The sequence below is a fragment of the Microbacterium sp. genome (assembly GCF_047606385.1).
In the GTDB taxonomy this organism is placed as follows: domain Bacteria; phylum Actinomycetota; class Actinomycetes; order Actinomycetales; family Microbacteriaceae; genus Microbacterium.
On record NZ_JASGEL010000093.1, the window covers coordinates 14,265 to 37,747 of the forward strand.

Here is a 23,483-nt window from a genome sequence, read left to right on the forward strand (position 1 = left end):
CCGCGCGGCGTAGGATGAAGCCAATACGAAACGGAGACTTCGGCTATGTGGGAATGGCTCATCCCGGTTCTGATCGTCGTCGCACTGGTGGTGATCGTCGGCGTCTACCTCTGGGCGACCTACAACTCGCTGGTGCAGCTCGGAGTGCGGGTCGACGAGGCCTGGAGCGACATCACCGTCCAGCTCAAGCGACGGGCCGATCTGCTGCCGAATCTCATCGAGACCGTCAAAGGCTACGCGGCGCACGAGAAGGCCGTCTTCGAGAACGTCACCCAGGCGCGCGCGGAGACGATCAACGCCTCCGGCCCGGCCGAGGCGGGCATCGCCGAGGGGCATATGCAGCAGGCGCTGAAGTCGATCTTCGCCGTCGCCGAGGCGTATCCGCAGCTCCAGGCGAGCCAGAACTTCCTGCAGCTGCAGCAGCAGATCGTCGACACCGAGGACAAGATCCAGGCCTCGCGGCGGTTCTACAACGGCGGCGTGCGTGAGCTGAACACGAAGATCAAGGTGTTCCCGAACAACCTGTTCGCGCGCCGCCTGGGGTTCAGCGAGCGCGAGTTCTTCGAGGTCGTCGACGGCGCGGCGATCGCCGAGCCGCCGCGCGTGCAGTTCTGATCCAGCACTGAGCCCGTCGCGTGTACTCCGCGATCGCGCGCAACAAGCGCAACACCTGGTTCATCCTCATCTTCTTCGTGCTGCTCCTGGGAGCGATCGGAGCGCTCGCCGGCTGGCTCGCCGGGAACAACTGGTGGATCACCGCGTTCGTGCTCGTCGGCGCGGCCGGGTACGCCGTCGCGCAGTACTTCCTCGCCGACCGGGAGGCTCTCGCGCTGTCCGGGGCGCTCGAGGTGTCGAAGGCGGACGCGCCGCGGTACTACCGGCTGGTCGAGAACCTCTGCATCGCGACGGGCACGCCCATGCCGAGGCTCTACGTCGTCGACGACCCGACGCCGAACGCGTTCGCGACGGGGCGGACGCCGGACAAGGCCGCGATCACCGTGACGACGGGGCTCTTCGAGGTCATGACCGACCGGGAGCTGGAAGGCGTGCTCGGCCACGAGATCGGCCACATCCGCAACTACGACATCCGAGTGTCGCTCCTCGTGTTCGGCCTCGTCGTCGCGCTCGGACTGGTCGCCGACATGCTGCTGCGCATCGCCTTCTTCGGCGGCGGCCGTCGCGGCGGCAACAACCAGGCTCAGCTCGTGTTCCTGATCTTCGGGATCGTCGCGGCGATCGTGGCGCCGTTGCTCGCCGCGCTGGTGCAGGCCGCGATCTCTCGTCAGCGCGAGTATCTCGCCGACGCCACGAGCGCGCTGACCACCCGTGACCCGGAGGGCCTCGCGTCCGCGCTCGCGAAGCTGCAGGAGCATGCGGCGCCGCTCAGACGCGCCAACACGTCGATGGCGCACCTGTGGATCGCCGATCCGCTGCGGCCGAACGCGATGGCGCGCCTGTTCGCCACGCACCCGCCGATCCCGGACCGTATCGCCAGGCTGCACGAGATGGGCGGCCGGTTCTGACCGTGCGGGGCCGGTTCCCCAGGGCGTCACGGCGTCCGCGGGCGTGGTCGCCCGAGGAGTGAGAGGTCACGCGGGCGTCATCACGGTGCGCGCCCGCCGCCGCACCGCGCGTCGTCGGCGCCAGGCCTGCAGTGGCGACTGCGGCGCGGGATGCCAGGTGCGGGCGGGGTGCAGCCAGCCCGGCGGCCTGATCCAGGGGACGCCGTCGCGGAACCGGATCTCCCAGCCGGAGGTGTCGATCGTGCGGTGGTGCCACCAGCAGAGCAGGACCCCGTTATCGGTGTGCGTCGCTCCGCCCTTCACGTGGTCGATCACGTGATGCACCTCGCACCAGGTCGCGGGCACGTGACAGCCGGGGATGATGCACCCGCCGTCGCGCAGGGTGATGGCCCGGCGCTGATGCGCCGTGAAGATGCGCTGCGGCGCATCCAGCTCGATGATGCGGCCCTCGGGGGCGATCACGACCTTCTGCACCTGCCCGGCGCACCCGGTGTGCCGGGCGACCGCGGCGGGGACGGGTGCGAGATCGGCGTCGACGCCCTGGAGGAACGCGACCCCGTCGGCGGCGTCGAGCTGGTCGGGGGTGACGGCGACGACGAGAGTGGGTGCCGCGCCGCCGAGCGCGGGGGTTCCGGCATGCGAGGCTGCGGCGGCCAGGATGCCGGCGAGCGCATCGTGTCGGCGCTGCGTCGCCGAGCGGGTGTCGGGCGTCCGGGCCGCCGTCATCGGCCCGTCCTCGTGGAAGACCGGACCGCGTACGCCCTGCGCCGCGCGGGCGACATGCGGGTTGTCATAGGCGTCGATCAGCCGTTGCAGCTGGGCGGCGACCTCCGGCAGCAGCTCGCCGCGGCACGGCACGGTGCCGTCGTGCGGTCTGCCCAGGGTGAGCCCTCGTCGGCGCATGCCCTTCTGCTCGTCGGGCAGAGCACCATCGGGGTCGAGGAACAGCGCCCACGCCTGCGCCATGATGCGTACCTCGTCGGCCGAGGCCGGACAGCCGGTCCCGGTGCCGAGCGCCGCGTCGACGAGCTCTCGCTCCGCTGCCGCCAGATCCTCTGCGTCGACGCCGTGCTCTCGCGCGGGTCCGAGCAGGGCGGTGATCGCGGCCGCGGCATCGACGGACAGCGTGCCGCGCGCCACCGCCCCGTACACGGCCGGGAACGCTGACGGCAGCAGTTCGCCGGCGAGGGTCGCGCCGGGCCGCAGCCGCTCGGCCGTGCGCAGCCGCTCGCGCGCCGTCGCCCCCGCGATGCCGGTGATCCGCTCCAGCAGCTCGGCCGCCGAGCGGCACCCGCGCTTGACGGCGAGCGAGTCAGGGCCCAGCATCCGCCGTGAGCGCTCGGCGACCTCGCCGGCGGCCAGCATCCGCACCGCATCGATCACCCGGCCGAGCCTCTCGGCATCGACCACGGCAGCCAGCAGCTCGTCGTCGCTCGATGCCACCAGTGCCGCAGGATCGGCGACGGCAGCGAACAGCGCGTGCACCAGCCCGGCGGTCTCGTCGACCGAGGGAGCGGGGGACTGCGTTGCCATACTCCGATTCTGCCGGGGGCCTCCGACATCGGCCGGGCTGTCGCGGAAGGTAGGCTCACCGGATGGTGACCATCCACGCGATGACTCCCGAGGACGATGCAGAATGGCGAGCACTGTGGAACGGATATCTCGCCTTCTACGAGGCGCGCCTGGACGCGGAGACCTCGGCCGCTGCCTTCGACCGCCTGCTCGATCCGGCATCGCCGGTTCATGGCGCGTTCGCACGAGACGAGCGAGGTGACGCGGTCGGTCTCGTCCACTGGCTGACGCATCCGGCGACGTGGACGAGGACGGACTACTGCTATCTGGAGGACCTCTTCGTCGCGCCAGCTGCTCGCCGCGCCGGGGTCGGTGCGGCGCTGATCGCGCACGTCGTGACCTGGGCGCGACAGCACGGCTCGGCGAAGGTCTATTGGCTGACCGAGGAGACGAACGAGACGGCGCGCGCACTCTACGATCGCGTCGCCACCCGCAGCGGATTCATCCAATACCAGGTGAAGCTCACCGACTGACCGGCTCAGCCCGGCTCCTCGCTCGCCAGCGCGACGGCCTCGGCGAGCGCGTGCTCGTGCCGCTCGGCATCCGGCAGCGCTGCGGCCAGGTCGCCGGTCGCGTCGCCCCAGCGCGAGATCGAGACGCCGGCGAGCCCCTGCCACGCGGCCGCCTCGCGCAGCACGCCGGCCAGCCGCTCGGCGGCCGCCGCGGGACGCCCCGGCTCCCACCATGCGGACTGCACGCGCAGCACCGACGCGGAACGGTCCGCCTTCAGGTCGACGCGTCCCACCAGCGCATCGTCCACGAGCACCGGCAGCGAGTAGTAGCCGAAGCGACGGCGCTCGGCCGGCGTGTAGATCTCGATTCGGTAGTCGAAGCCGAACAGCCGCTCGGCGCGCCGCCGGAACCACACGACCGGGTCGAACGGCGTCAGCACCGTGGCCGCCGTCAGCCGGCGCGGGACGCGCGCCTCGGCGTGCAGCCACGCCGGTTCACGCCACCCGTCGACCGCGACGGGGACCAGCGTGCCCGCCGCGGCGAGGTCGCGCACGATCTCGCGGACGGTGCGCTGATCGCCGATGCGCCAGTAGTCGTCCAGGTCGGCGACGGTCGCCACGCCACAGGCCTGGGCGGCACGCAGCACCAGCACGCGCAGCGCCTCCTCACGCGGCACCGGGCGTGAGAGCACGTCCGCCGGGAGGACGTCCGTGACCAGCCCGTACCGCCGCTCGAAGCCGCGCCGGCCGGCGATCGCGACCTCCCCGCAGCGCCAGAGATGCTCCAGCGCGTGCTTCACGGCGCCCCAGTCCCACCACGGCCCGCGGGGTGCACGGGCGGCATCCGTCTCGATCTCGCCCGGTCGCAGCGGTCCTCGCGACGCGAGCTCGTCGCGTACCCAGCGGAGGGTGTCGGGGTCGACTCGACGCGCGTGGCGCTCGCGGTGCTCGGCCATCCGGAAGGCGAACAGCGCCCAGTCCTCGGCCGGCACGAACGCCGCCTGATGCGCCCACACCTCCACGTACGGCGCGCGCGAGGCGAACAGCATCCGGTCCAGCTGCGCCGTGTCGTAACGACCCAGACGCGAGAACAACGGCATGTAGTGCGATCGGGCGAACACGTTGACGGAGTCGATCTGCAGCACCCCCATCCGCCCCAGCTCGCGGCGCATCGCCCGAGAGGAGACCGGGATCGCCACGGGCCGGCCGACTCCCTGCGCGGCCAGGGCGACGCGGCGCGCCTCGGGGAGGGACAGGCGGGAACGCACCCGTCAACCCTAGGACGCCGCGGGGGGATCGGACGCCGTGCCGTCCTAGACTGGCCGGATGACGGACTCCGAGCAGAAGCCGCGCGGAACGTTCCTCGACGCGCTGCGGAACCGGACCGTGTCCACGGAGGTCACCGACGCCGTGCCACGGGGACTGCGGGTCACCACCGCGTTCGCCTGGCGGCTGCTGGTCATCGCCGCGGCGGCGGGCGTGGTGATCTGGCTGGTGATCCAGCTGAAGCTCCTCGTGGTCCCGCTGATGGTCGCGATCCTCATCGCGGCCCTGGTCTGGCCCGCGTTCACCTGGATGCTGCGTCACCGGGTGCCGCGCTGGCTGGCCATCGTCATCGCCGTCATCGGCACGTTCGCGATCGTCTCCGGCCTGCTCTGGCTGGCGGTCTGGCAGATCACGCTGCAGTGGGCATCGGTCCAGGCCCGCACGGTCGAGGGCGTGACCCAGTTCCGGCAATACCTCATCGACGGCCCGCTGCACCTGACGGCCGAGCAGATCGACGACTATCTCGGACAGGCGCTGACCCTGCTGCAGGAGCAGGGCCAGGCGCTGTGGTCCGGGGCGCTGGCCATCGGCTCGACCGTCGGGCACGTCGGCACCGGCGCGCTGCTGACCCTGTTCATCCTGCTGTGCATCCTCGCCGACGGCGGCGGGATCTGGCGATGGACGACGAAGCTGTTCCCCGCCCGCGCGCGCATCGCCGTCGACGGCGCCGCGCGTGCCGGCTGGGTCACGGTCGTCAACTATGCGCGCACCCAGCTGCTGGTGGCCACGATCGACGCGGTCGGCATCGGGCTCGGCGCGTTCCTGCTGGGCGTGCCGCTGGCCATCCCCGTCGGCGTGCTGGTCTTCCTCGGCTCGTTCATCCCTCTCGTCGGCGCGGTCGTCACCGGTGCCCTCGCGGTGTTCCTCGCCCTCGTGTACAACGGCGTCTGGATCGCCGTGTGGATGCTGGCGGTGGTGCTGGCGGTGCAGCAGATCGAAGGGCACATCCTGCAGCCGCTGCTGATGGGCTCCGCGGTCAAGGTGCATCCGCTGGCGGTCGTGCTCGTGGTCGCCGGCGGCGCCATGATCGGCGGCATCCCCGGCGCGTTGTTCGCCGTGCCGCTGGCCGCCTTCGTGAACGTGGCCGGCGTGTATCTCTCCAGCCGGGCGTGGGAGACGGGCAAGGCCCCGGCACCGGGCGACCTGATCTGGAGCACCGTTCCCCGACCCCGAAGGAGACGTGCGTGACCCTGCCGACGCTGGCCGAGTTCGAGGATGCCGCGCAGACGCTGCGACCGCTGATCAGCCGGACCCCGCTGGAGGGCTCGGAATACCTCTCCGAGGTGCTCGGTGTGCCGGTCCAGCTGAAGCTGGAGAACCTGCAGCGCACGGGTTCGTTCAAGATCCGCGGCGCCGCGTACCGCCTCTCGCGCCTGAGCGCCGAGGAGCGTGCCCGCGGCGTCGTCGCGGCCTCCGCGGGCAACCATGCGCAGGGAGTGGCGCGGGCCGCGCAGCGGCTCGGCATCCCGGCGACGATCTTCATGCCCCTCGGGGTGCCGGTGCCCAAGCTCCTCGCCACCCGGGGCTACGGCGCGGAGGTGGTGCTCGAGGGGACGACGGTCGAGACGCCGCTGCGGCTGGCGGCCGAGTTCGCGGAGCGCACCGGCGCCGTGCTCATCCACCCCTACGACCACCGCGACATCGTCATCGGACAGGGCACCCTGGGGCTCGAGCTGTGGGACGAGTGCCCCGAGGTGGAGACCGTGCTCGTCGGCATCGGCGGCGGCGGCCTCATCGCCGGCGTGGCCAGCGCGATCAAGGCGCGAGCGGCCGCCGAGGGGCGCACCGTCCGGGTGATCGGGGTGCAGGCGGAGAACTCGGCCGCCTATCCCGCCTCGCTCGCGGCGGGGGAGCCGCGGGAGGTCGTGACCACGCCCACGATCGCGGACGGCATCGCCGTCGCCCGTCCCGGCGATGTGCCGTTCGCGATCATCAAGGACGTCGTCGACGATGTCGTCACCGTCAGCGACGACGACATCGCCCGCGCCATCCTGGTGCTGCTCGAGCGGGCCAAGCTCGTCGTCGAGCCGGCGGGTGCGGTCGGCGTCGCCGCGATCCTCACCGGCAAGGTGACGGCGTCGGGGCCGACCGTGTCGATCCTCTCCGGCGGCAACATCGACCCGCTGCTGCTGCAGCGGGTCGTCTCGCACGGCCTGGCGGCATCCGCCCGGTACATGACGCTGCGCATCCCGCTGCCGGACCGTCCCGGCCAGCTCGCCAGGGTCTCCGAGCTGCTGGCGCAGGTCGGAGCGAACGTCATCGAGGTGATGCATACTCGGCACGGCCAGGGGCTGCAGATCAGCGAGGTGATCCTGCAGCTGAGCGTGGAGATCCGGGGCGAGGAGCACCGGATGCAGGTGATCGGCGCGTTGGAGGACGCGGGATTCGCGCCCTCCGTCGTGCCGGACTGATCGGCCTACTGCCCGGCGTAGGTCTCGACGCCGAGGATCTCGACGGCGATCTCACGGCCGCCCGGCGCCGTGTACGAGGTCTTGTCGCCGACCTTCAGACCCAGGATGGCGGCGCCCAGCGGCGACGCCTCGCTGTACACGTCGAGCTCGCTGCCCGCCGCGATCTCGCGGTTGCCGAGCAGGAAGACCTCCTCGCCGCCGGCGACGGTCGCGGTGATCACCGTGCCCGGCTCGACGACGCCGGAGGCGGCGGGGGCGTCCCCGACCTTCGCGGTCTTGAGGAGTCCCTGCAGGGTGCGGATGCGGGCCTCCTGCTTGCCCTGCTCGTCCTTGGCGGCGTGGTAGCCGCCGTTCTCCTTGAGGTCGCCCTCCTCGCGGGCCGCCTCGATGCGCTTCGCGATCTCCTCGCGGCCGGTCGTCGAGAGGTGCTCCAGCTCGGCGACGAGCCGGTCGTACGCGTCCTGGGTGAGGAAGGTCACCGGGGCATCAGTGGACACGGGTGTCTCCTTCGTCGGGGCGGACCCGTGGGTCCGCCAAAACCGAGACGCCCCGGCAGACCGCCGGGGCATCGTTCACAGTGCCGACAGGTTACGGCACCCAGCAGCTATCGACCAAACCCGTGGTCGCCGCCGCGACGGTCGGCACGGTCTCCGTGAACGACTGCGTCTGCGCCGACGCGGCCGGGTACTGCACGATGCGCCAGCCGACGACCGCGTGATCGTCGTCCTGCGCCTCCACGGCGCACGCCAGCGCGGAGCCGGCCACCACCGTGACCTGGAACGTCACCGTCACCGAGTGGGCGTCGTCGATCGTGTAGCCGGTCGTCGTCGCGTCCGTCGAGCCCTCGGTGTAGCTGATCGCGATCCAGCCGATGACGACCACCATCGCCGCCACGCCGACGGCGGTGAACACGGCCCAGAAGCGCCGACTGCGCGCCGTGCGCCCGTATCGCTCGTCCAGCTTCTGCTGCGTGGTCTGCGTCGTCATGCGGCCTCTGGTCCGGGAATTAGGGTTGATACCAGGCTAGGCGCTGTCGGCGTCCTGCCGGTGCACGCTGACCTGGAACGAAGGACACCCATGTACGCACTCCTGTGGGCGCTGGACGCGACGCCGTCGCCGTCGGACACCGCGACGGTCGCCGACGACCTCGTCACTCCCGGCCCCTGGGGGTTCACCGTGATGGCGCTGCTCGGGATCGCCGTGATCCTGCTCATCATCGACATGCTCCGCCGCATCCGCCGCGGGAGCTATCGCGCGCAGGTGCGGGAGGAGCTCGACGCCGAGGCGCTCTCGGAGCAGCAGGCGGACGCGGCGGTCCGCGACTCCGATGTGGACGACCAGGACATCGACCCCTCCGAGCGCTCCTGACCGCGGACGCCCGGATCAGGCGTGATAGGCGGGCTGCAGGCAGATCAGCAGGCTCGCCGTCCAGTGGCAGAGGAACGCCAGCACGGTGCACACGTGGAAGATCTCATGGAAGCCGAACCGCCCGGGCCACGGATTCGGCCGCTTGAGCGCGTAGACCACGGCTCCCAGCGTGTAGAGCACCCCGCCGACGACGACGAGCACCATCATCGCGGTGTTCGCGGCGAACAGGTCGGCGATGTACATCAGCGCGGCCCAGCCCAGCACCAGATACAGCGCGACGTACAGCCAGCGCGGGGCATGGATCCAGAACACCCGGAACAGGATGCCGAGCACCGTGCCGCCCCACACGATGGACAGCAGCACGACGGTCTCGTCCGTCGGCAGCGCGAGCACGGCCAGCGGGGTGTAGGTGCCCGCGATCAGCAGGAGGATGTTCGCGTGGTCGATGCGCTTGAGCACGATCTTGACCCGCGGACGCCAGTCGAACCGGTGATACACCGCGGAGTTGCCGAACAGCAGCAGCGACGTCGTCATGAACACGGCCGCCGACCACTTGGCCGCCGTGCCCTGCGCGAGCGCGATGAGCACGATGCCGGCGGCGAGCGCCACCGGGAACGTCGCCGCATGGATCCAGCCACGCCAGGTGGGCCGGATCTCGACGGCGGCGTCCGCTTCCGCAGCCTCGATCAGCGGAAGCGAGGGCACCTCGGGAACTCGCGTGCGTCGACTCACGCGTTCAGCGTAGAGGCGGACGTATGCCGTGACGGGCACATACGCTGTGCATCGGGTGTGAAGCGCGGGCGAGGTAGCGTAGGGGCGTGAACAACGGCCGGGCGCGGGGAGAGCGGGGACCGCTGTATCGGCTCTACAGCACGCGGCTGCGCCGCCGGATCCCGGCCGGCTCGGTGCCGCAGCACGTCGCGATGATGATCGACGGCAACCGCCGCTGGGCACGTCAGCTCGGCTTCGCGACCGCCGCGCACGGGCACCGCGCGGGCGCGGCGAAGATGCACGAGTTCCTGGGCTGGTGCGACGACGTGGGGGTCCGGGTCGTCTCGCTCTACCTGCTCTCCACCGACAATCTGAGCAAGCGCGATTCGCGGGAGCTGGACGATCTCATCGAGATCATCGCCGAGCTCGCGGACGAGCTGGCCGCCGAGCCGGACTGGCGGGTGCAGCACGTGGGCCGGGCGGATCTGCTGCCGGAGGCGCTGGCGCGCACCCTCGCGGACGCCGAGGCGCGCACCACGCACCATCGAGGCCTGCACGTCAACCTCGCGGTCGGCTACGGCGGCCGCGGCGAGATCGTGGACGCCGTGCGCAGCATCATCACCCAGCACGATGCGGACGGGGGCTCGCTGGAGGAGCTCGCGGCGAGCCTCACCCCGGAGCAGATCGGCGAGCACCTGTACACCGGCGGTCAGCCGGACCCCGACCTGGTGATCCGCACGTCGGGGGAGCAGCGCCTGAGCGACTTCCTGCTGTGGCAGAGCGCGCACAGCGAGTTCTACTTCGTCGAGGCGCTGGGCCCCGACCTGCGAGAGGTGGACTTCCTGCGCGCGATCCGCGACTACGCGAAGCGCGATCGCCGCTACGGCCGCTGAGGCCGCGATTTCGGCCCGGTGCCCCCGCGCCGAACTGTTCACGAACCCGTAACGCGACACGCCCGGGATCCGGTCTGCGCGGCCCGGCCGAGGACGTACGTTCTTCCTACCGGGCAAGGCGCCCGGTCGAGTCGGCCACCGGATGCGACTCGCGACCCACGGTCGACTCGGAGAGAGCCCGGGACATCGTCCCGGAGTGGGAGCGGGTTGTGACCACACGAGCACCGCAGCAGAGCCGGCAGGCCGCCGTCCACCAGAGCGCAGATCAGTCGACTGATCTGCGCTCTTATGTTCTGGACACCTCCGTGCTGCTCAGTGATCCGAGGGCGTTCTTCCGGTTCGCCGAGCACTCGGTCGTCATCCCTGTCGTCGTCATCACCGAACTGGAGGCCAAACGTCACGATCCCGAACTCGGCTACTTCGCCCGTCAGGCGCTGCGGCACCTCGACGATCTGCGCGTCGAGCACGGACGTCTCGACTTCCCCGTCTCGGTGGGAGAGGGCGGAACCCTCCGCGTCGAGCTGACCAACACCGACCCCGGCGTCCTGCCCACGGGCATGCGCCTGGGCGACAACGACACCCGCATCCTGGCGGTCGCGATGCACCTCATGCAGGAGGGCCACGATGTCACCGTCGTCTCGAAGGACCTGCCGATGCGGGTGAAGGCGGCGTCGCTCGGCATCCTCGCCGAGGAGTATCTCGCCGAGCAGGCCGCCGACTCGGGGTGGACCGGCATCGCCTCGATCGACATCTCCGGAGACGACCTCAGCGATCTGTACGAGACCGAGGTCGCCGTCAGCGAGGACGTCAAGGGCCTGCCGCTGAACACCGGGCTGATCATCCACTCCGAGCGCGGCTCCGGCCTCGGGCGGGTCACCGGCGACGGCGAGTTCCGGCTCGTGCGCGGCGACCGCGACGTGTTCGGGCTGCACGGGCGCTCGGCCGAGCAGCGCATCGCCATCGATCTGCTGCTCGATCCGGATGTCGGCATCGTGTCCCTCGGAGGGCGCGCCGGCACGGGCAAATCGGCGCTGGCGCTGTGCGCGGCGCTGGAGGCGGTGCTGGAGCGGCAGCAGCAGCGGAAGATCATCGTCTTCCGGCCGCTGTTCGCGGTCGGCGGCCAGGAGCTCGGCTACCTGCCCGGGGACGCCGCCGAGAAGATGAACCCCTGGGGCCAGGCCGTGTTCGACACGCTCGGATCGGTCGTGTCGTCGAACGTCCTCGAAGAGGTCGTGGCCCGCGGCATCCTGGAGGTGCTGCCGCTCACCCATATCCGCGGCCGTTCGCTGCACGACGCGTTCGTGATCGTCGACGAGGCGCAGTCGCTCGAGCGCAATGTGCTGCTGACGGTGCTCAGCCGTATCGGACAGAACTCGCGGGTGGTGCTCACGCACGACGTCGCCCAGCGCGACAACCTCCGTGTCGGCCGGCACGACGGCATCGCCTCGGTGATCGAGACGCTGAAGGACCACGCGCTGTTCGGCCACGTCACGCTGACGCGCTCCGAGCGCTCGGCGATCGCGGCCCTGGTCACCGACCTGCTGGAGGCCGGCGAGCTCAGCTGAGTCGACCCCGGCGTGGGCAGCATGAGAGCTTTCTCATGCTGCCCACGCCCTTTTCTCACGGCTGTCACGCAAGATGGATACAGCGACAGCGATGAGCTGTCGGCCCACCGGTCGGTTCCCCCAGACCGACCGGGAGGAGCAAGGGAGTCGTCGATCACCGTTCCCCCCGGTAGGAGATCGACACCACGGGTTCGGGTCCCGTGAAACTCCTCGGCCCCCGGCGTCCCCCAGCGCCGGGGGCCCTTCTCATTCCCAGCGGTAGCCGGCGCCGCGCACCGTGGTGATGCGGTCGTGACCGAACTTGGCGCGGAGATAGCGCACGTACACGTCGACCACGTTCGACCCGGGATCGAAGTCGAGGCCCCACACGCTGGAGAGCAGCTGCTCCCGGCTGAGGACCTGGCCGGGATGTCGCAGGAACTGCTCGGCGAGGGCGAACTCGCGCGCCGAGAGGTCGACGTCCCGTCCTGCGACGGTGGCGCGGCGGCCCAGCACGTCGAGGCGGACGTCGCTGTGGACGATCGCGATGCTGCCGGTCGCGACGTTCTCCCGCAATCGCGATCGGACGCGGGCGAGCAGCTCGTCGAACTTGAACGGCTTGGGCACGTAGTCGTTGGCGCCGGCGTTCAGCCCGTCGACGGTGTCGCGGGTGCTGCTGCGGGCGGTGAGCATGATCACGGGAAGCGTCGAGCCCTGGCCGCGCAGCTGCCGGAGCACCTCGAACCCGTCGATGCCGGGCAGCCCCACATCCAGCAGCAGCAGGTCGACACCGCCGGACAGTGCGCGTTCCAGGGTCGCGGCGCCGTCCTCCACCAGCTCGGTGGCGAAGCCGGCCGCCTCCAGACCACGTTTGACGAACGAGGAGATCCGCGGCTCGTCCTCCGCGACGAGGATCAGGGTCATAGGGTCGCCTCTCGCTGCTGCACGACGTCGCCGGCGCGCACGGGGGTGGGAACAGGGGAGTCGGGATGCGGGCCGACCGGCATCCGGATCGTGAAGGTCGCCCCGCCGCCGGGCGTGTCCATGACCGTGCAGGTGCCGGCGTGGGCCTTGGCGATCGCGTCGACGATCGCGAGGCCGAGACCCGAGCCGCCGACGGTGCGGTGCGTCTCGGCGCGGTCGAAGCGTTGGAAGATGCGGTGGCGGGCCGCCGGCGGGATGCCGGGGCCGTGGTCGCGCACCCACAGGCGGACCTCGCTCGCCTCGACGTCGCTGCCGATCTCGATGGGGGAGCCCGCGGGCGTGTACTTCGCCGCGTTGTCCGCCAGCTGCAGCCAGGCCTGCGTGAGCCGGTCGGCGTCGCCGACCAGCACGCCGCGGCCGAGGTGCGCGACGGAGAACGGGTGACCCGGGATGACCGCGACGAGCTCTCCGACCCGTTCGGTGAGCAGGCCGACGTCGATCGGCCGCATCGCGAACTGCTCCTCCTGCGCGGCGGAGAGCAGCTCGATGTCCTCGACGAGTCGCGTCATCCGGTCGAGCTCGGCGATGCCGATCTCACGGACGGCGGCGACGTCGGCCGGGTCGTTCACGTCCATGACCTCCAGGTGGCCGCGCACGATCGTGATCGGGGTCTTCAGCTCGTGACGGATGTCGTCGAGCAGCTGCCGTTGACCGCCGACCGAGACCTCGAGGCGTTCGAGCATGGAGTTCATCGTGCGCGACAGGTCGGCGAACTCGTCGACGCCCGTCTCGGGCACGCGCGCGCCCAGGTCGTCGAAGGTGACCGAGTCGGCGGCCTCCCGCAGCCGGCGCAGCGGGCTGAGCAGCTGGCCGGTGACGAACCATCCGACGACTCCCACGCCCACCACGACCAGGACGGAGACGATCCCGTATCGCAGCATCGAGCTCGACAGCGGGATCGATCCGTCGTCCTCGCCGGTGACCATGCGGACGAACTGGATGCCGAAGGTGACGGCGCCCGCGACGATCAGGCCGGCGCACGTGACGAGGAGGATCGTTCCCAGCAGTCTGACGCGCGCCGACAGCATCCTCGGCGTTTGTGTCACGCTCCGATTATGGCGCGGGCGGCGCCGGCGTGTTCTGGTCTCCGTGGAGAGGGGGAGCGGTCCGCATCCGGTGCACAGGAGAAATCCGATACACAGGACGATCTCGGCACATTTCGTCCTGCTCTGCGGACTTCTCCTGCACGGCGGAGGAAACGGGGAGGGATGCCCGACCATGTCCCAGTTCGGACCGGTCAGGGGCCGGCGAAGCGGTCCGAACTGGGACACCACCCACGCCGAAGTGGGACATGCGCGGGGCTCCCGGATCAGCCGGCGTGGGTCATCGACAGCAGGTCGAGCTTCGCGTCCAGCTGCTCGAGGGTGAGCTCGCCGCGCTCGACGTAGCCCAGGTCGATGACCGCCTCGCGCACCGTGATGCCCCGGGCGACGGCGTGCTTGGCGATCTTCGCGGCGGCCTCGTATCCGATGAGCTTGTTCAGCGGGGTGACGATCGACGGCGACATGCCGGCCAGCGCCGAGGTGCGCTCGAGATTGGCCTCGAGGCCCCGCACGGCCTTGTCGGCGAGGGCACGCATCGCGTTGGAGAGCAGCCGGATCGACTCGAGCAGCGCGGTGCCCATGACCGGGATGGCGACGTTCAGCTCGAAGGAGCCGGAGGCGCCCGCCCACGCGATGGTCGCGTCGTTGCCGATGACGCGGGCCGCGACCATGAGCGTGGCCTCGGGGATGACGGGATTCACCTTGCCGGGCATGATCGAGGAGCCGGGCTGCAGGTCGGGGATGTGCAGCTCGCCCAGCCCCGTGTTCGGTCCGGATCCCATCCAGCGCAGGTCGTTGTTGATCTTGGTCAGCGACACCGCGATCGTGCGCAGCGCCCCGGAGGTCTCGACCAGGCCGTCCCGGTTGGCCTGCGCCTCGAAGTGGTCCTTCGCCTCGGTGATCGGCAGCTCCGTCTCGGCGGCGAGCAGCTCGATCACCCGCTGCGGGAAGCCGAGCGGCGTGTTGATGCCGGTGCCGACGGCGGTGCCGCCCAGCGGGACCTCCGCGACGTGGGGGATCACCGCCTGCACCCGCTCGATGCCGAGGCGGATCTGACGGGCGTAGCCGCCGAACTCCTGGCCGAGGGTGACGGGGGTCGCGTCCATGAGGTGGGTGCGGCCGCTCTTGACCGCGTCCTGCCACAGCTCCGCCTTCTCCTCGAGCGCGACCGCGAGGTGGTCGAGGGCGGGGATGAGATCGTCGATGAGCGCCTGGGTCACCGCGATGTGCACCGACGTCGGGAACACGTCGTTGGACGACTGCGACGCGTTGACGTGGTCGTTGGGGTGCACGGTCTGACCCAGGACGCGGGTCGCCAGCGTCGCGAGCACCTCGTTCATGTTCATGTTCGACGAGGTGCCCGAGCCGGTCTGGTAGGTGTCGACCGGGAACTGGTCGTCGAGGGTGCCGGTGATGACCTGGTCGGCGGCGGCGGCGATCGCGTCGGCGATGCCGGCGTCGAGCACGCCGAGATCCTTGTTGGCGAGCGCGGCGGCCTTCTTGATCCGGGCGAGCGCGGCGATCTGGGCGGACTCGAGGCCCTTGCCCGAGATCGGGAAGTTCTCCACCGCGCGCTGGGTCTGCGCGCCGTACAGGGCGGACGCGGGGACGCGCACCTCTCCCATGGTGTCGTGCTCGATGCGGTACTCGGTCTCGGTCACGGGTGTCTCCTCTGACGTGGGGTGTGGTTCGGGCGGGCTCAGGCGGCCGGCTGATCGCCGAGGCCGACGACGAAGTCCGGGACGGCGGCGCCTTCGTCGAGTCGGTAGTTGACGGCGGCGATAGCGAGGGCGCCGTCGGCGACGGCCTGGCTGATCAGCTCGGACGAGTGCAGCAGCTCGTTGACGGTGCCGCGCAGATGCTCACGGCCGACGTGCTCGGCGTCGACCTGTCCCGCGTGCGCGCCGTCGGCCGCCTGGACCCGGCGCACGGCCGGAACGATCGGCGCGACCTGGCGCCAGATGCGCGGCGGCAGGGCCGGCGCGTCGGGCGCGGTGCTGTCGATCGCGGCGCGCACCGCTCCGCAGGCGTCGTGGCCCAGCACGACGATCAGCGGCACGCCCAGCACCGCGACGGCGTATTCGAGGCTGCCGACCGCCGAGTCGTCGACGACCTGACCGGCGTTGCGGACGACGAACAGGTCGCCCAAGCCCTGGTCGAAGATGATCTCCGCCGAGAGGCGGGAGTCCGAGCATCCGAACAGGGCGGCGTGCGGCGTCTGCAGGGTGGCGGTCTTGTGTCGCCGCTCGACGTCCTGACGCGGATGCTGCGGCTCGCCGGCGACGAAGCGCGCGTTGCCGCGCAGCATCTCCTCCCAGACCGCGGCGGGAGCGGGAAGCTTCTCGGTCATGGGGTCTCCTCCCGCAGTGCGCGGATCTGGTCGGCGACGCCGGTGGCGGCGACGGCGGCGGTGTCGGCGTCCGCGGTGCCGTAGATCAGCACCTGGTCCGGGCCCGCGGTGGTCGCCAGCGCGTAGGAGACGTCATCCGAGGCCGAGATCTCGTAACGGTCCCAGTCGATGCCGTCGATCGTGACGGTGCCGTCGGAGACCGCACCGGACAGCGTGCGCGAGACCCAGGCGGCATCCGGGTCGAACGCCTGCGCGACACGCAGATAGCCGGTGTCGTCCGGCACGTAGACGATCGTGAACGCCGTGACGTTGTCGCCGTCGATCTGCGCCTGGTTCACGGTCCAGTCGCTCGGCACGTCGGGGGCGATCACGGCGCGCCCGTACGCCTCGGCGGTGGCGGCGGCCTCGGCGGCGACGTCGATCGTGGCGGCCGGCGTCGGGTCGCCGCGCGGCACGCCCAGCGCGATGACGGCGACGACCGCGAGGGTCGCGAGCAGGGCGGCGATCAGGTTCCGGAAGGTCTGGCTGGACCGGTAGATGCGCGAGGACTCCGCTTTGCGCGCGGCGGTCTCCGCCGCGGTCTCGGGCCGGCCGAGCTCGGCGACGACGCGACCGGGAGCGGTCATGACTCGGCCTCGGCGCGTGCGGCGTCCAACCGGCGCTTCGCGCCCAGCAGCCACTGCTCGCAGCGGGCGGCGAGGGCCTCGCCGCGTTCCCAGAGGGCGAGGGACTCCTCGAGCGTCGGCGCGCCCTGCTCGAGCTCGGCGACGACCTGGACGAGCTCGTCGCGTGCCTGCTCGAACGAGAGCTCCGACACCTCGGCGGATGAGGTCATATGTCCCATCCTAGTTCGAGGTCTGCTCGGCGATCTCGCCGCGAGACGTCGCGGCCACCGAGCCGCGGCCGACCGTCACGGTCAGTGCGGTCCCGGCGGGCGCCTGGGCGGCGTCGCGCACGATGACACCGCTGTCGAGGTGGGCGATGGCGTAGCCGCGGGCCAGGGTGGACGCCGGCGACAGCGCGCGCAGCGACGCCCGCAGCTCGCGCGTTCGCAGTCCCGCCTCGGCGACGCGCCGCTCGAGCGTGGCACGGCTGCGGCCGACCAGCAGCTCGACCTCGTGCGAGCGGCGTTCGAGCTGCTCCTCCGGGCGGCTCAGCGCCGGCCGTGAGCGCAGCTGCTCGAGCTGGGCGATGTCGTGCGACAGCCGCAGCGTGAGACGCGTGGTCAGCCGCGACCGCAGCTGGGCGACCAGGGCGCGCTGCTCGGCGACATCGGGGACGACCCGCTTCGCCGCGTCCGTGGGGGTCGACGCGCGCAGGTCGGCGACGTCGTCCAGCAGCGGGTGGTCGTTCTCGTGCCCGATCGCGCTGACCACCGGGGTGGCCGCGGCCGCCACCGCGCGCACGAGCCGCTCGTCGCTGAATCCGAGCAGCTGCTGGGGGTCGCCCCCGCCCCGCGCGATGACGATGACGTCGACATCGGGATCGGCGTCGAGGGTCCCCAGGGCGCCGAGCGTCTCCGGGACGCTCCGCTCGCCCTGGACGGCCGCGTGGACGATGCGGAAGCGCACGCCCGGCCAGCGCAGCTCGGCGTTGCGCAGCACGTCGCGCTCCGCATCCGACCGTTCGCCGGTGATGAGCCCGATGAGGTTCGGAAGGAACGGCAGCGGCTTCTTGCGCGCCGGGTCGAACAGGCCCTCACGACGCAGCTGCGCGCGCAGCCGCTCCAGCTTCTCGAGCTGGTCGCCCAGGCCGACGTGTCGCATCGCCGAGACGATGACCGAGAAGTCGCCCGTCTTGACGAAGTAGTCGGACTTCACGCACGCCACGACGTGGTCGCCCACCGAGAGGTCCGCCGCGAGGCGCTGGCGGGTCGAGCTCCACAGGCGGAACGAGACGCTCGCGTCCGTGCCCAGGTCCTTGAGCCGCCCGTACACGTTGCCGCCGCGCACGTTCCATGACGTGATCTCGCCCTCGACCCAGACCGAGCCCCAGGAGGAGATGAAGGCGCGGATCGTGTCGTTGAACCGGGCCACCGAGGTGGGCGCGTCGGCCGTGGAGTCGCGCGGATGGACCGCATCGCCGGTGGCGCCGCCGTCGTCCGGTGCGAATCCCGTCACCGTCGTCCCTTCGCCGCTCGGCCCTCGTCCAGGCCCCGCCCATAGAATCGAGGGGTGAGCACCCCTGCCGTCCACCTGCCCGTGCCCCGGATCCCGGGTCGCCGCGGACGGCTTCAGGATATCCCGGTCGAGGGAGCCAAACGGGTGCTGCTGGCGGCCCCGCGCGGATACTGCGCCGGGGTGGACCGTGCGGTCGTGGCCGTCGAGAAGGCGCTCGACCGGTTCGGGGCGCCGGTGTACGTGCGCAAGCAGATCGTGCACAACATCCACGTCGTGACCGAGCTGGAGACCAAGGGCGCGATCTTCGTCGACGAGGTCGACGAGGTGCCACCCGGCGCACACGTCGTGTTCAGCGCGCACGGCGTCGCTCCCGCGGTGGTCGATGCCGCCGCCGATCGGGGGCTGCAGGCGATCGACGCGACCTGTCCGCTGGTGACCAAGGTGCACCGCGAGGCGGTGCGATTCGCGCGCGACGACTACGAGATCCTGCTGATCGGCCATCTGGGCCACGAGGAGGTCGAGGGCACGGCGGGCGAGGCGCCCGACCACGTCACGATCGTGAACTCACCCGCCGAGGCGGACACCGTCGAGGTGAGGGACCCGTCGAAGGTCGTATGGCTGTCGCAGACCACGCTGTCGGTCGACGAGACGATGGAGACGGTGCGGCGCCTGCGCGAGCGGTTCCCGCAGCTGCAGGACCCGCCGTCGGGCGACATCTGCTACGCCACCCAGAACCGGCAGGTCGCGATCAAGAAGGTGGCGGCGGAGGCGGATCTGGTCATCGTGGTCGGCTCTGCGAACTCGTCCAACAGCGTGCGCCTGGTCGAGGTCGCGCTCGAGTACGGGGCGAAGGCCGCCTACCGGGTCGACTACGCCGACGAGGTCAAGCAGGAGTGGCTCGACGGCGTGGCCACGGTCGGCATCACGAGCGGCGCGTCGGTGCCCGAGGTGCTCGTGCAGCAGCTGCTGGAAGACCTCGCCGGCGCGGGCTACCGCGACGTCGCCGAGGTCCGCACCGCCGAGGAGGACCTCATGTTCTCGCTGCCCAAGGAGCTGCGGCAGGATGCGACCGGTCGCCGCGACGACCGGTCCCTGGGCGGACGGCGTCAGCCGTGAGCGATCCCGTTCCGGAACGTCCGCGGCCGCAATACGGCGAATACGCCACGCCCGAGGAGCAGGCGGCGCGCATCCGGCAGCCGGCGCCGGCGTCCTCCCCGCCCGTGCCTCCGATCGATCCCGTTCCGGCACCGCCGACGGCATCCGCGGCGGTGCCCTCGCCCGGCCGCATGATCGACCGGATCTTCACGTTCGGTCTGCTCGGGTACGGGCTGTTCAACGTGCTGACGACGATCCCGACGATCGCCGACTACGGCACGTTCGCGGCGAACCTGCTCTCGACGCTCGGCGTCGACGCGTCCCTCGCCGACCCGTCGGCCGGTCGGGGCTGGGGCGTCGCGGCGTCCCTCGTGCTCGGCATCGGCTGGGTCGCGGCGGCCGCGGCATCCTGGCTGAACCTGCGGGCACGCCGCATCAGCTTCTGGATCCCGCTGGCCGCCGGCGTCCTGTGCAACATGATCTCGTCGCTGCTCCTGCTCGTGCCGCTGATCGGCGACCCGACCGTCTGGGCGGCGCTGGAACAGGCCTTCATCGGCAGCTGACCCTGCGGGTCAGCTCCGGCTCTGGCCGTGCGAGCCCAGCTGCTGCGTGGCCTCCACGACGCGTGCCGCCATCGCGGACTCGGCGACCTTGCCCCAGGCGCGCGGGTCGTAGGCCTTCTTGTTGCCCACCTCGCCGTCGACCTTGAGCACGCCGTCGTAGTTGCTGAACATGAACCCGGCGACCGAGCGCGTGAAGGCGTACTGCGTGTCGGTGTCGATGTTCATCTTGATGACGCCGTTGGCGACGGCCTCGGCGATCTCGGCGTCGGACGATCCGCTGCCGCCGTGGAAGACCAGGTCGAGGGGCTTCGGCCCGGTGCCGAACTTCGCGGCGATTCCCTCCTGGATCTCGCCGAGCAGCTCCGGACGCAGCTTCACGTTTCCGGGCTTGTAGACGCCGTGCACGTTGCCGAAGGTGAGGGCCGCGATCCAGCGGCCGTTCTCGCCCAGGCCCAGCGCCTCGACGACCTGCGCCACGTCGCCGGTGGTCGTGTACAGCGCGTCGTTTGTGCCCTCGTGCTTGACGCCGTCCTCCTCACCGCCGACGACGCCGATCTCCACCTCGAGGATCGCGTCGATGTTCTTGATGCGGGGGAGCAGCTCCTTTGCGATCTCGATGTTCTCCGCCAGCGGCACCGCCGATCCGTCCCACATGTGCGACTGGAAGATCGGGTTGCCGCCGGCCTTCACGACCTCTTCGGACGCGGCGATCAGCGGGAGCACGAAGTCCTCGAGCGCCGGCTTGGGGCAGTGGTCGGTGTGCAGGGCCACCGTGACGGGGTAGTTCTTGGCGACCTCGGTGACGTAGTGCGCCATCGCCAGCGCGCCGGTGGCGCGCGCCTTCACGGTGTGACCGGCGAAGTAGTCCGCACCGCCGGTGGTGACCTGCAGGATGCCGTCCGAGCCGGCCTCGGTCAGCCCCTGCAGCACGGCGTTGATGGTCTGCGAGCTCGACACGTTGATCGCGGGATACGCGAAGCCGCCGGCCTTCGCGCGGTCCAGCATCTCGGCGTACTGGTCAGGGGTGGCGACGGGCATGGTCGGCTCCTTCGAGGGTGTGGGGTGTCCACGGTCACTCTAGCGAAGCGAGCGGCGTGGGACGGGTGCGCCGCCGGGGAGAACGCCCGCAGGCCGATAGCATGAAGCCATGGTGAGCCTGACCGCGGACATGAGCCCGCTGCATCCCGATCGCAACCTCGCTCTCGAGCTCGTCCGCGCGACGGAGGCGGCCGCGATCCGCTCCGTGCCCTTCATCGGCCGGGGCCAGAAGGAGCTCGCCGACGGGGCGGCGGTCGACGCGATGCGCGCCTTCCTCACCACCGTCAACTTCGACGGTGTCATCGTCATCGGGGAGGGCGAGAAGGACAACGCCCCGATGCTCTTCAACGGCGAGCACGTCGGAACCGGGCGCGGTCCGCAGTGCGACATCGCGGTCGACCCGATCGACGGCACGACGCTGACCGCCGAGGGACGCAACAACGCCCTGTCGGTTCTCGCGGTCTCGGACCGCGGCACGATGCTCGACGCGTCCAGCGTGTTCTACATGGACAAGATCGTCACCGGTCCCGCGGGGGTCGGGGTCGTCGACATCCGCCTCCCCGTCGCGGAGAACATCCAGCGGCTCGCGAAGGCGCTCGGCAAGCCGGTCGACGAGCTGGTGGTGTCGGTGCTGAACCGTCCGCGTCACGCGCAGCTGATCCAGGAGATCCGGGATGCCGGTGCCGGCACCCGCCTCATGAGCGACGGCGACGTGGCCGGCGGCATCAACGCCGCCCGGTACAACGCGCGCACCGACATGTGCATCGGCATCGGCGGCAGCCCGGAGGGCATCGTCACCGCCTGCGCGATCAAGGCGCTCGGCGGTCACATCCAGGGCCGGCTCTGGCCGCGCACCGACGACGAGAAGCAGAAGGGCATCGACGCGGGCCTCAAGCTCGACGACCACGTCTACGAGGCCGACGAGCTCGTCACCGGCAGCAACACGATCTTCGTCGCGACCGGCGTCACCAACGGCGAGCTCGTCGCCGGGGTGCGCCGCTCCGGCAGCGGGCACATCGTGACCGAGAGCGTCGTACTGCGCGGCGCGTCCGGCACGCTGCGACGCGTGAACTCGGAGCACCTCGCCTCGAAGTGGCTCTGACCCAGCGAGAGGACGCCGAATGCCCGACCAGGTGAACGAGCCCGCCCCCCGCACGGGAGCGCACGCCGTCGTCGCGAACGCGCTGGCCGCGCAGGCGGCGCGCGAGACGGCTGCTCCGCCGGTCGACCCGGCCCGCCGCCCCGACGTGCTCTTCCGGGTGCGTCGCGAGGAGGGGCAGCAGGTCAGCGCCTGGTGGCTGGTGGGCGCCTTCGTCGGCGTCTCCGCGGTCGTGATCCTGCTGTTCAGCTTCGTTCCCGGCGGAGCGTGAGCTCGGACTGCTCGACCGCCCCGTCGGCGTCGTGCAGCCGCTGCGTCGCCGCGTCCAGGGCGTCGGCGAACTCCGGCGCGGTGAGGGTGCGGGGCCGACGCTCGACGACCGCCGGCGTGTCGGTGGCCGACAGCCGGGTGTCGTCGATGCCGGGGAACCGGCGTGCGCTGACCAGCACGCGGGTCTCGAGCGAGCCGACGAGCCGGTTGTATCCCTCGACGGTGCGCTCGATGCCGCGACGCAGCTCGTCCACGTGCCCGACCAGGCTGCCGAGTCGGTCGTAGAGCTGGTTGCCGAGGGCGAACAGTTCCCGCGCCTGATCGGAGACGGCGTCCTGGGTCCAGGTGTAGGCGACGGTCTTCAGCACCGCCCACAAGTTCACCGGCGAGGCGAGGGCGACCCGCTTGCCGAAGGCGTACTCCAGCAGCCCGGGATCGGTGTCGAGCGCCGTCGAGAGCAGCGACTCGTTCGGCAGGAAGCAGATGACGAACTCCGGGCTCGTGTCGAGCCCGTTCCAGTAGGCGCGTTTCGCGAGCGCGTCGACGTGGGCGCGCACCGCCTTGGCGTGGGCGGTCAGCAGCGCGGCGCGCCGCTGGGCCTCGGCGCCCGCGGCGTCCGGAATCGCCGACGCCGCGAGGAACGCGTCGAGCGGGACCTTCGCGTCGACGGCGAGCGACTTGCCGCCGGGCAGGTGCACGACCATGTCGGGCCGGCCGGCGCCGGCGTCCGAGGCGGTGGCGTGCTGCAGGTCGAAGTCGACGTGCCGGGTGAGGCCGGCCGCCTCGACGACCCGGCGCAGCTGCGTCTCGCCCCACACGCCGCGCGCGCTCGACGAGCGCAGCGCGCTCGCGAGCGAGTCGGTCGTGCGGCGCAGCGCCTCCTCGGACTCGCGGGAGTGCCGCAGCTGCTCGGCCAGGGCGCCGTACTGCAGCGAGCGATCGCGTTCGAGCTCGGCCATCTTGCGCTGCATCTGGCCCAGGCTCTCGCCGACCGGCGCCAGCGCGCGCAGCACGGACTGCTCCCGCGCGTCGCGTTCCCGCTGCCCCGCGCGTTCCGCCTCCGCTGCGTCGAGCAGTCGCCGCGCGGCGTCCGCCGTCGCCTGCGCGGCCGCCAGCCCCGC

Annotated in this window: 26 protein-coding genes; 12 read left to right on the forward strand and 14 right to left on the reverse strand. The window is 71.3% G+C overall.

The window, feature by feature from the left end; genetic code table 11:
• Nucleotides 1-45 precede the first annotated feature (45 nt).
• Complete coding sequence (locus tag QM626_RS09055; protein ID WP_415076190.1) at nt 46-615, forward strand: LemA family protein; 570 nt, start codon at nt 46-48, stop codon at nt 613-615.
• 20 nt (nt 616-635) lie between these two features.
• Nucleotides 636-1,523, forward strand: coding sequence for a M48 family metalloprotease (locus QM626_RS09060; RefSeq protein WP_415076192.1), 888 nt, complete (start codon nt 636-638; stop codon nt 1,521-1,523).
• A gap of 66 nt (nt 1,524-1,589) precedes the next feature.
• Here the strand turns inward: QM626_RS09060 and QM626_RS09065 are convergent, their stop codons facing one another.
• Nucleotides 1,590-3,056 (reverse strand): DUF222 domain-containing protein, encoded by a 1,467-nt coding sequence (locus tag QM626_RS09065; protein ID WP_415076194.1) that lies wholly within the window; start codon nt 3,054-3,056, stop codon nt 1,590-1,592.
• Between the two features lie 62 nt (nt 3,057-3,118).
• On the opposite strand from QM626_RS09065, the gene QM626_RS09070 reads away from it, so the two are divergent.
• Complete coding sequence (locus QM626_RS09070; RefSeq protein ID WP_415076196.1) at nt 3,119-3,568, forward strand: GNAT family N-acetyltransferase; 450 nt, start codon at nt 3,119-3,121, stop codon at nt 3,566-3,568.
• A gap of 5 nt (nt 3,569-3,573) precedes the next feature.
• Here QM626_RS09070 and QM626_RS09075 read toward each other — a convergent pair whose 3' ends face one another.
• Entirely contained in the window at nt 3,574-4,815 is a 1,242-nt protein-coding gene (locus QM626_RS09075; protein WP_415076198.1) for a winged helix-turn-helix domain-containing protein, read from the reverse strand.
• 58 nt (nt 4,816-4,873) lie between these two features.
• Here QM626_RS09075 and QM626_RS09080 point away from each other — a divergent pair, with 58 nt between their 5' ends.
• Nucleotides 4,874-6,061: an AI-2E family transporter gene (locus tag QM626_RS09080; protein WP_415076200.1), complete on the forward strand. Its 1,188-nt coding sequence runs from the start codon at nt 4,874-4,876 to the stop codon at nt 6,059-6,061.
• Nucleotides 6,058-7,284 carry a threonine ammonia-lyase gene (ilvA, locus tag QM626_RS09085; RefSeq protein WP_415076202.1) on the forward strand — a complete coding sequence of 409 codons (1,227 nt, stop codon included), beginning with the start codon at nt 6,058-6,060 and terminating at the stop codon, nt 7,282-7,284. The genes QM626_RS09080 and ilvA overlap by 4 nt, the downstream gene beginning before the upstream one ends.
• A gap of 5 nt (nt 7,285-7,289) precedes the next feature.
• Here ilvA and greA read toward each other — a convergent pair whose 3' ends face one another.
• Nucleotides 7,290-7,781 carry a transcription elongation factor GreA gene (gene greA / locus QM626_RS09090; RefSeq protein WP_415076204.1) on the reverse strand — a complete coding sequence of 164 codons (492 nt, stop codon included), beginning with the start codon at nt 7,779-7,781 and terminating at the stop codon, nt 7,290-7,292.
• A gap of 91 nt (nt 7,782-7,872) precedes the next feature.
• Nucleotides 7,873-8,271 (reverse strand): DUF4307 domain-containing protein, encoded by a 399-nt coding sequence (locus QM626_RS09095; RefSeq protein ID WP_415076206.1) that lies wholly within the window; start codon nt 8,269-8,271, stop codon nt 7,873-7,875.
• A 90-nt stretch (nt 8,272-8,361) separates the two neighbouring features.
• Between QM626_RS09095 and QM626_RS09100 the strand changes: the two genes are divergently transcribed.
• Nucleotides 8,362-8,652, forward strand: a complete 291-nt coding sequence (locus QM626_RS09100) for a hypothetical protein (protein WP_415076208.1) — start codon at nt 8,362-8,364, stop codon at nt 8,650-8,652.
• 15 nt (nt 8,653-8,667) lie between these two features.
• Here QM626_RS09100 and trhA read toward each other — a convergent pair whose 3' ends face one another.
• Nucleotides 8,668-9,384: a PAQR family membrane homeostasis protein TrhA gene (gene trhA / locus QM626_RS09105; protein WP_415076210.1), complete on the reverse strand. Its 717-nt coding sequence runs from the start codon at nt 9,382-9,384 to the stop codon at nt 8,668-8,670.
• 86 nt (nt 9,385-9,470) lie between these two features.
• On the opposite strand from trhA, the gene QM626_RS09110 reads away from it, so the two are divergent.
• Both QM626_RS09110 and QM626_RS09115 read left to right on the forward strand, forming a co-directional pair.
• Nucleotides 9,471-10,256, forward strand: coding sequence for an isoprenyl transferase (locus QM626_RS09110; protein WP_415076212.1), 786 nt, complete (start codon nt 9,471-9,473; stop codon nt 10,254-10,256).
• Nucleotides 10,257-10,465: 209 nt separating this feature from the next.
• Nucleotides 10,466-11,821: a PhoH family protein gene (locus QM626_RS09115; RefSeq protein WP_415076214.1), complete on the forward strand. Its 1,356-nt coding sequence runs from the start codon at nt 10,466-10,468 to the stop codon at nt 11,819-11,821.
• 246 nt (nt 11,822-12,067) lie between these two features.
• On the opposite strand, the gene QM626_RS09120 is transcribed toward QM626_RS09115, so the two are convergent.
• The 7 genes from QM626_RS09120 to xseA form a co-directional block, all read right to left on the reverse strand.
• The gene (locus tag QM626_RS09120) at nt 12,068-12,724 is read right to left on the reverse strand and encodes a response regulator transcription factor (RefSeq protein WP_415076216.1); all 657 of its coding nucleotides are present in this window, start codon (nt 12,722-12,724) and stop codon (nt 12,068-12,070) included.
• On the reverse strand, nt 12,721-13,830 hold the full coding sequence (locus QM626_RS09125) for a sensor histidine kinase (RefSeq protein WP_415076218.1): 1,110 nt from the start codon (nt 13,828-13,830) through the stop codon (nt 12,721-12,723). The genes QM626_RS09120 and QM626_RS09125 overlap by 4 nt, the downstream gene beginning before the upstream one ends.
• A 263-nt stretch (nt 13,831-14,093) precedes the next feature.
• A complete protein-coding gene (locus tag QM626_RS09130) occupies nt 14,094-15,488 on the reverse strand; it encodes a class II fumarate hydratase (protein WP_415076220.1) in 1,395 nt (464 codons plus the stop codon).
• A gap of 38 nt (nt 15,489-15,526) precedes the next feature.
• Nucleotides 15,527-16,177, reverse strand: a complete 651-nt coding sequence (locus tag QM626_RS09135) for a carbonic anhydrase (protein WP_415076222.1) — start codon at nt 16,175-16,177, stop codon at nt 15,527-15,529.
• Nucleotides 16,174-16,803 carry a DUF4245 family protein gene (locus tag QM626_RS09140; RefSeq protein ID WP_415076224.1) on the reverse strand — a complete coding sequence of 210 codons (630 nt, stop codon included), beginning with the start codon at nt 16,801-16,803 and terminating at the stop codon, nt 16,174-16,176. The genes QM626_RS09135 and QM626_RS09140 overlap by 4 nt, the downstream gene beginning before the upstream one ends.
• Nucleotides 16,800-17,012, reverse strand: coding sequence for an exodeoxyribonuclease VII small subunit (locus tag QM626_RS09145; RefSeq protein WP_415076226.1), 213 nt, complete (start codon nt 17,010-17,012; stop codon nt 16,800-16,802). The genes QM626_RS09140 and QM626_RS09145 overlap by 4 nt, the downstream gene beginning before the upstream one ends.
• A gap of 10 nt (nt 17,013-17,022) precedes the next feature.
• Nucleotides 17,023-18,297, reverse strand: coding sequence for an exodeoxyribonuclease VII large subunit (gene xseA / locus QM626_RS09150; RefSeq protein ID WP_415076228.1), 1,275 nt, complete (start codon nt 18,295-18,297; stop codon nt 17,023-17,025).
• A 54-nt stretch (nt 18,298-18,351) separates the two neighbouring features.
• Between xseA and QM626_RS09155 the strand changes: the two genes are divergently transcribed.
• A complete protein-coding gene (locus tag QM626_RS09155) occupies nt 18,352-19,413 on the forward strand; it encodes a 4-hydroxy-3-methylbut-2-enyl diphosphate reductase (protein ID WP_415076230.1) in 1,062 nt (353 codons plus the stop codon).
• Nucleotides 19,410-19,955 (forward strand): DUF6264 family protein, encoded by a 546-nt coding sequence (locus QM626_RS09160; protein ID WP_415076232.1) that lies wholly within the window; start codon nt 19,410-19,412, stop codon nt 19,953-19,955. Before QM626_RS09155 ends, QM626_RS09160 begins: the two co-directional genes overlap by 4 nt.
• Nucleotides 19,956-19,964: 9 nt before the next feature.
• Here the strand turns inward: QM626_RS09160 and fbaA are convergent, their stop codons facing one another.
• Nucleotides 19,965-20,993 (reverse strand): class II fructose-bisphosphate aldolase, encoded by a 1,029-nt coding sequence (fbaA, locus tag QM626_RS09165; RefSeq protein WP_415076234.1) that lies wholly within the window; start codon nt 20,991-20,993, stop codon nt 19,965-19,967.
• A 109-nt stretch (nt 20,994-21,102) separates the two neighbouring features.
• Between fbaA and glpX the strand changes: the two genes are divergently transcribed.
• Together glpX and QM626_RS09175 are read left to right on the forward strand one after the other, a co-directional pair.
• On the forward strand, nt 21,103-22,095 hold the full coding sequence (glpX, locus tag QM626_RS09170; protein WP_415076236.1) for a class II fructose-bisphosphatase: 993 nt from the start codon (nt 21,103-21,105) through the stop codon (nt 22,093-22,095).
• Between the two features lie 19 nt (nt 22,096-22,114).
• Entirely contained in the window at nt 22,115-22,363 is a 249-nt protein-coding gene (locus QM626_RS09175; RefSeq protein WP_415076238.1) for a UDP-N-acetylmuramyl pentapeptide phosphotransferase, read from the forward strand.
• On the opposite strand, the gene QM626_RS09180 is transcribed toward QM626_RS09175, so the two are convergent.
• A partial coding sequence (locus tag QM626_RS09180; RefSeq protein WP_415076240.1) for a DNA recombination protein RmuC occupies nt 22,338-23,483 on the reverse strand: 1,146 nt, incomplete at its 5' end. The two genes, QM626_RS09175 and QM626_RS09180, sit on opposite strands and share 26 nt — an antisense overlap.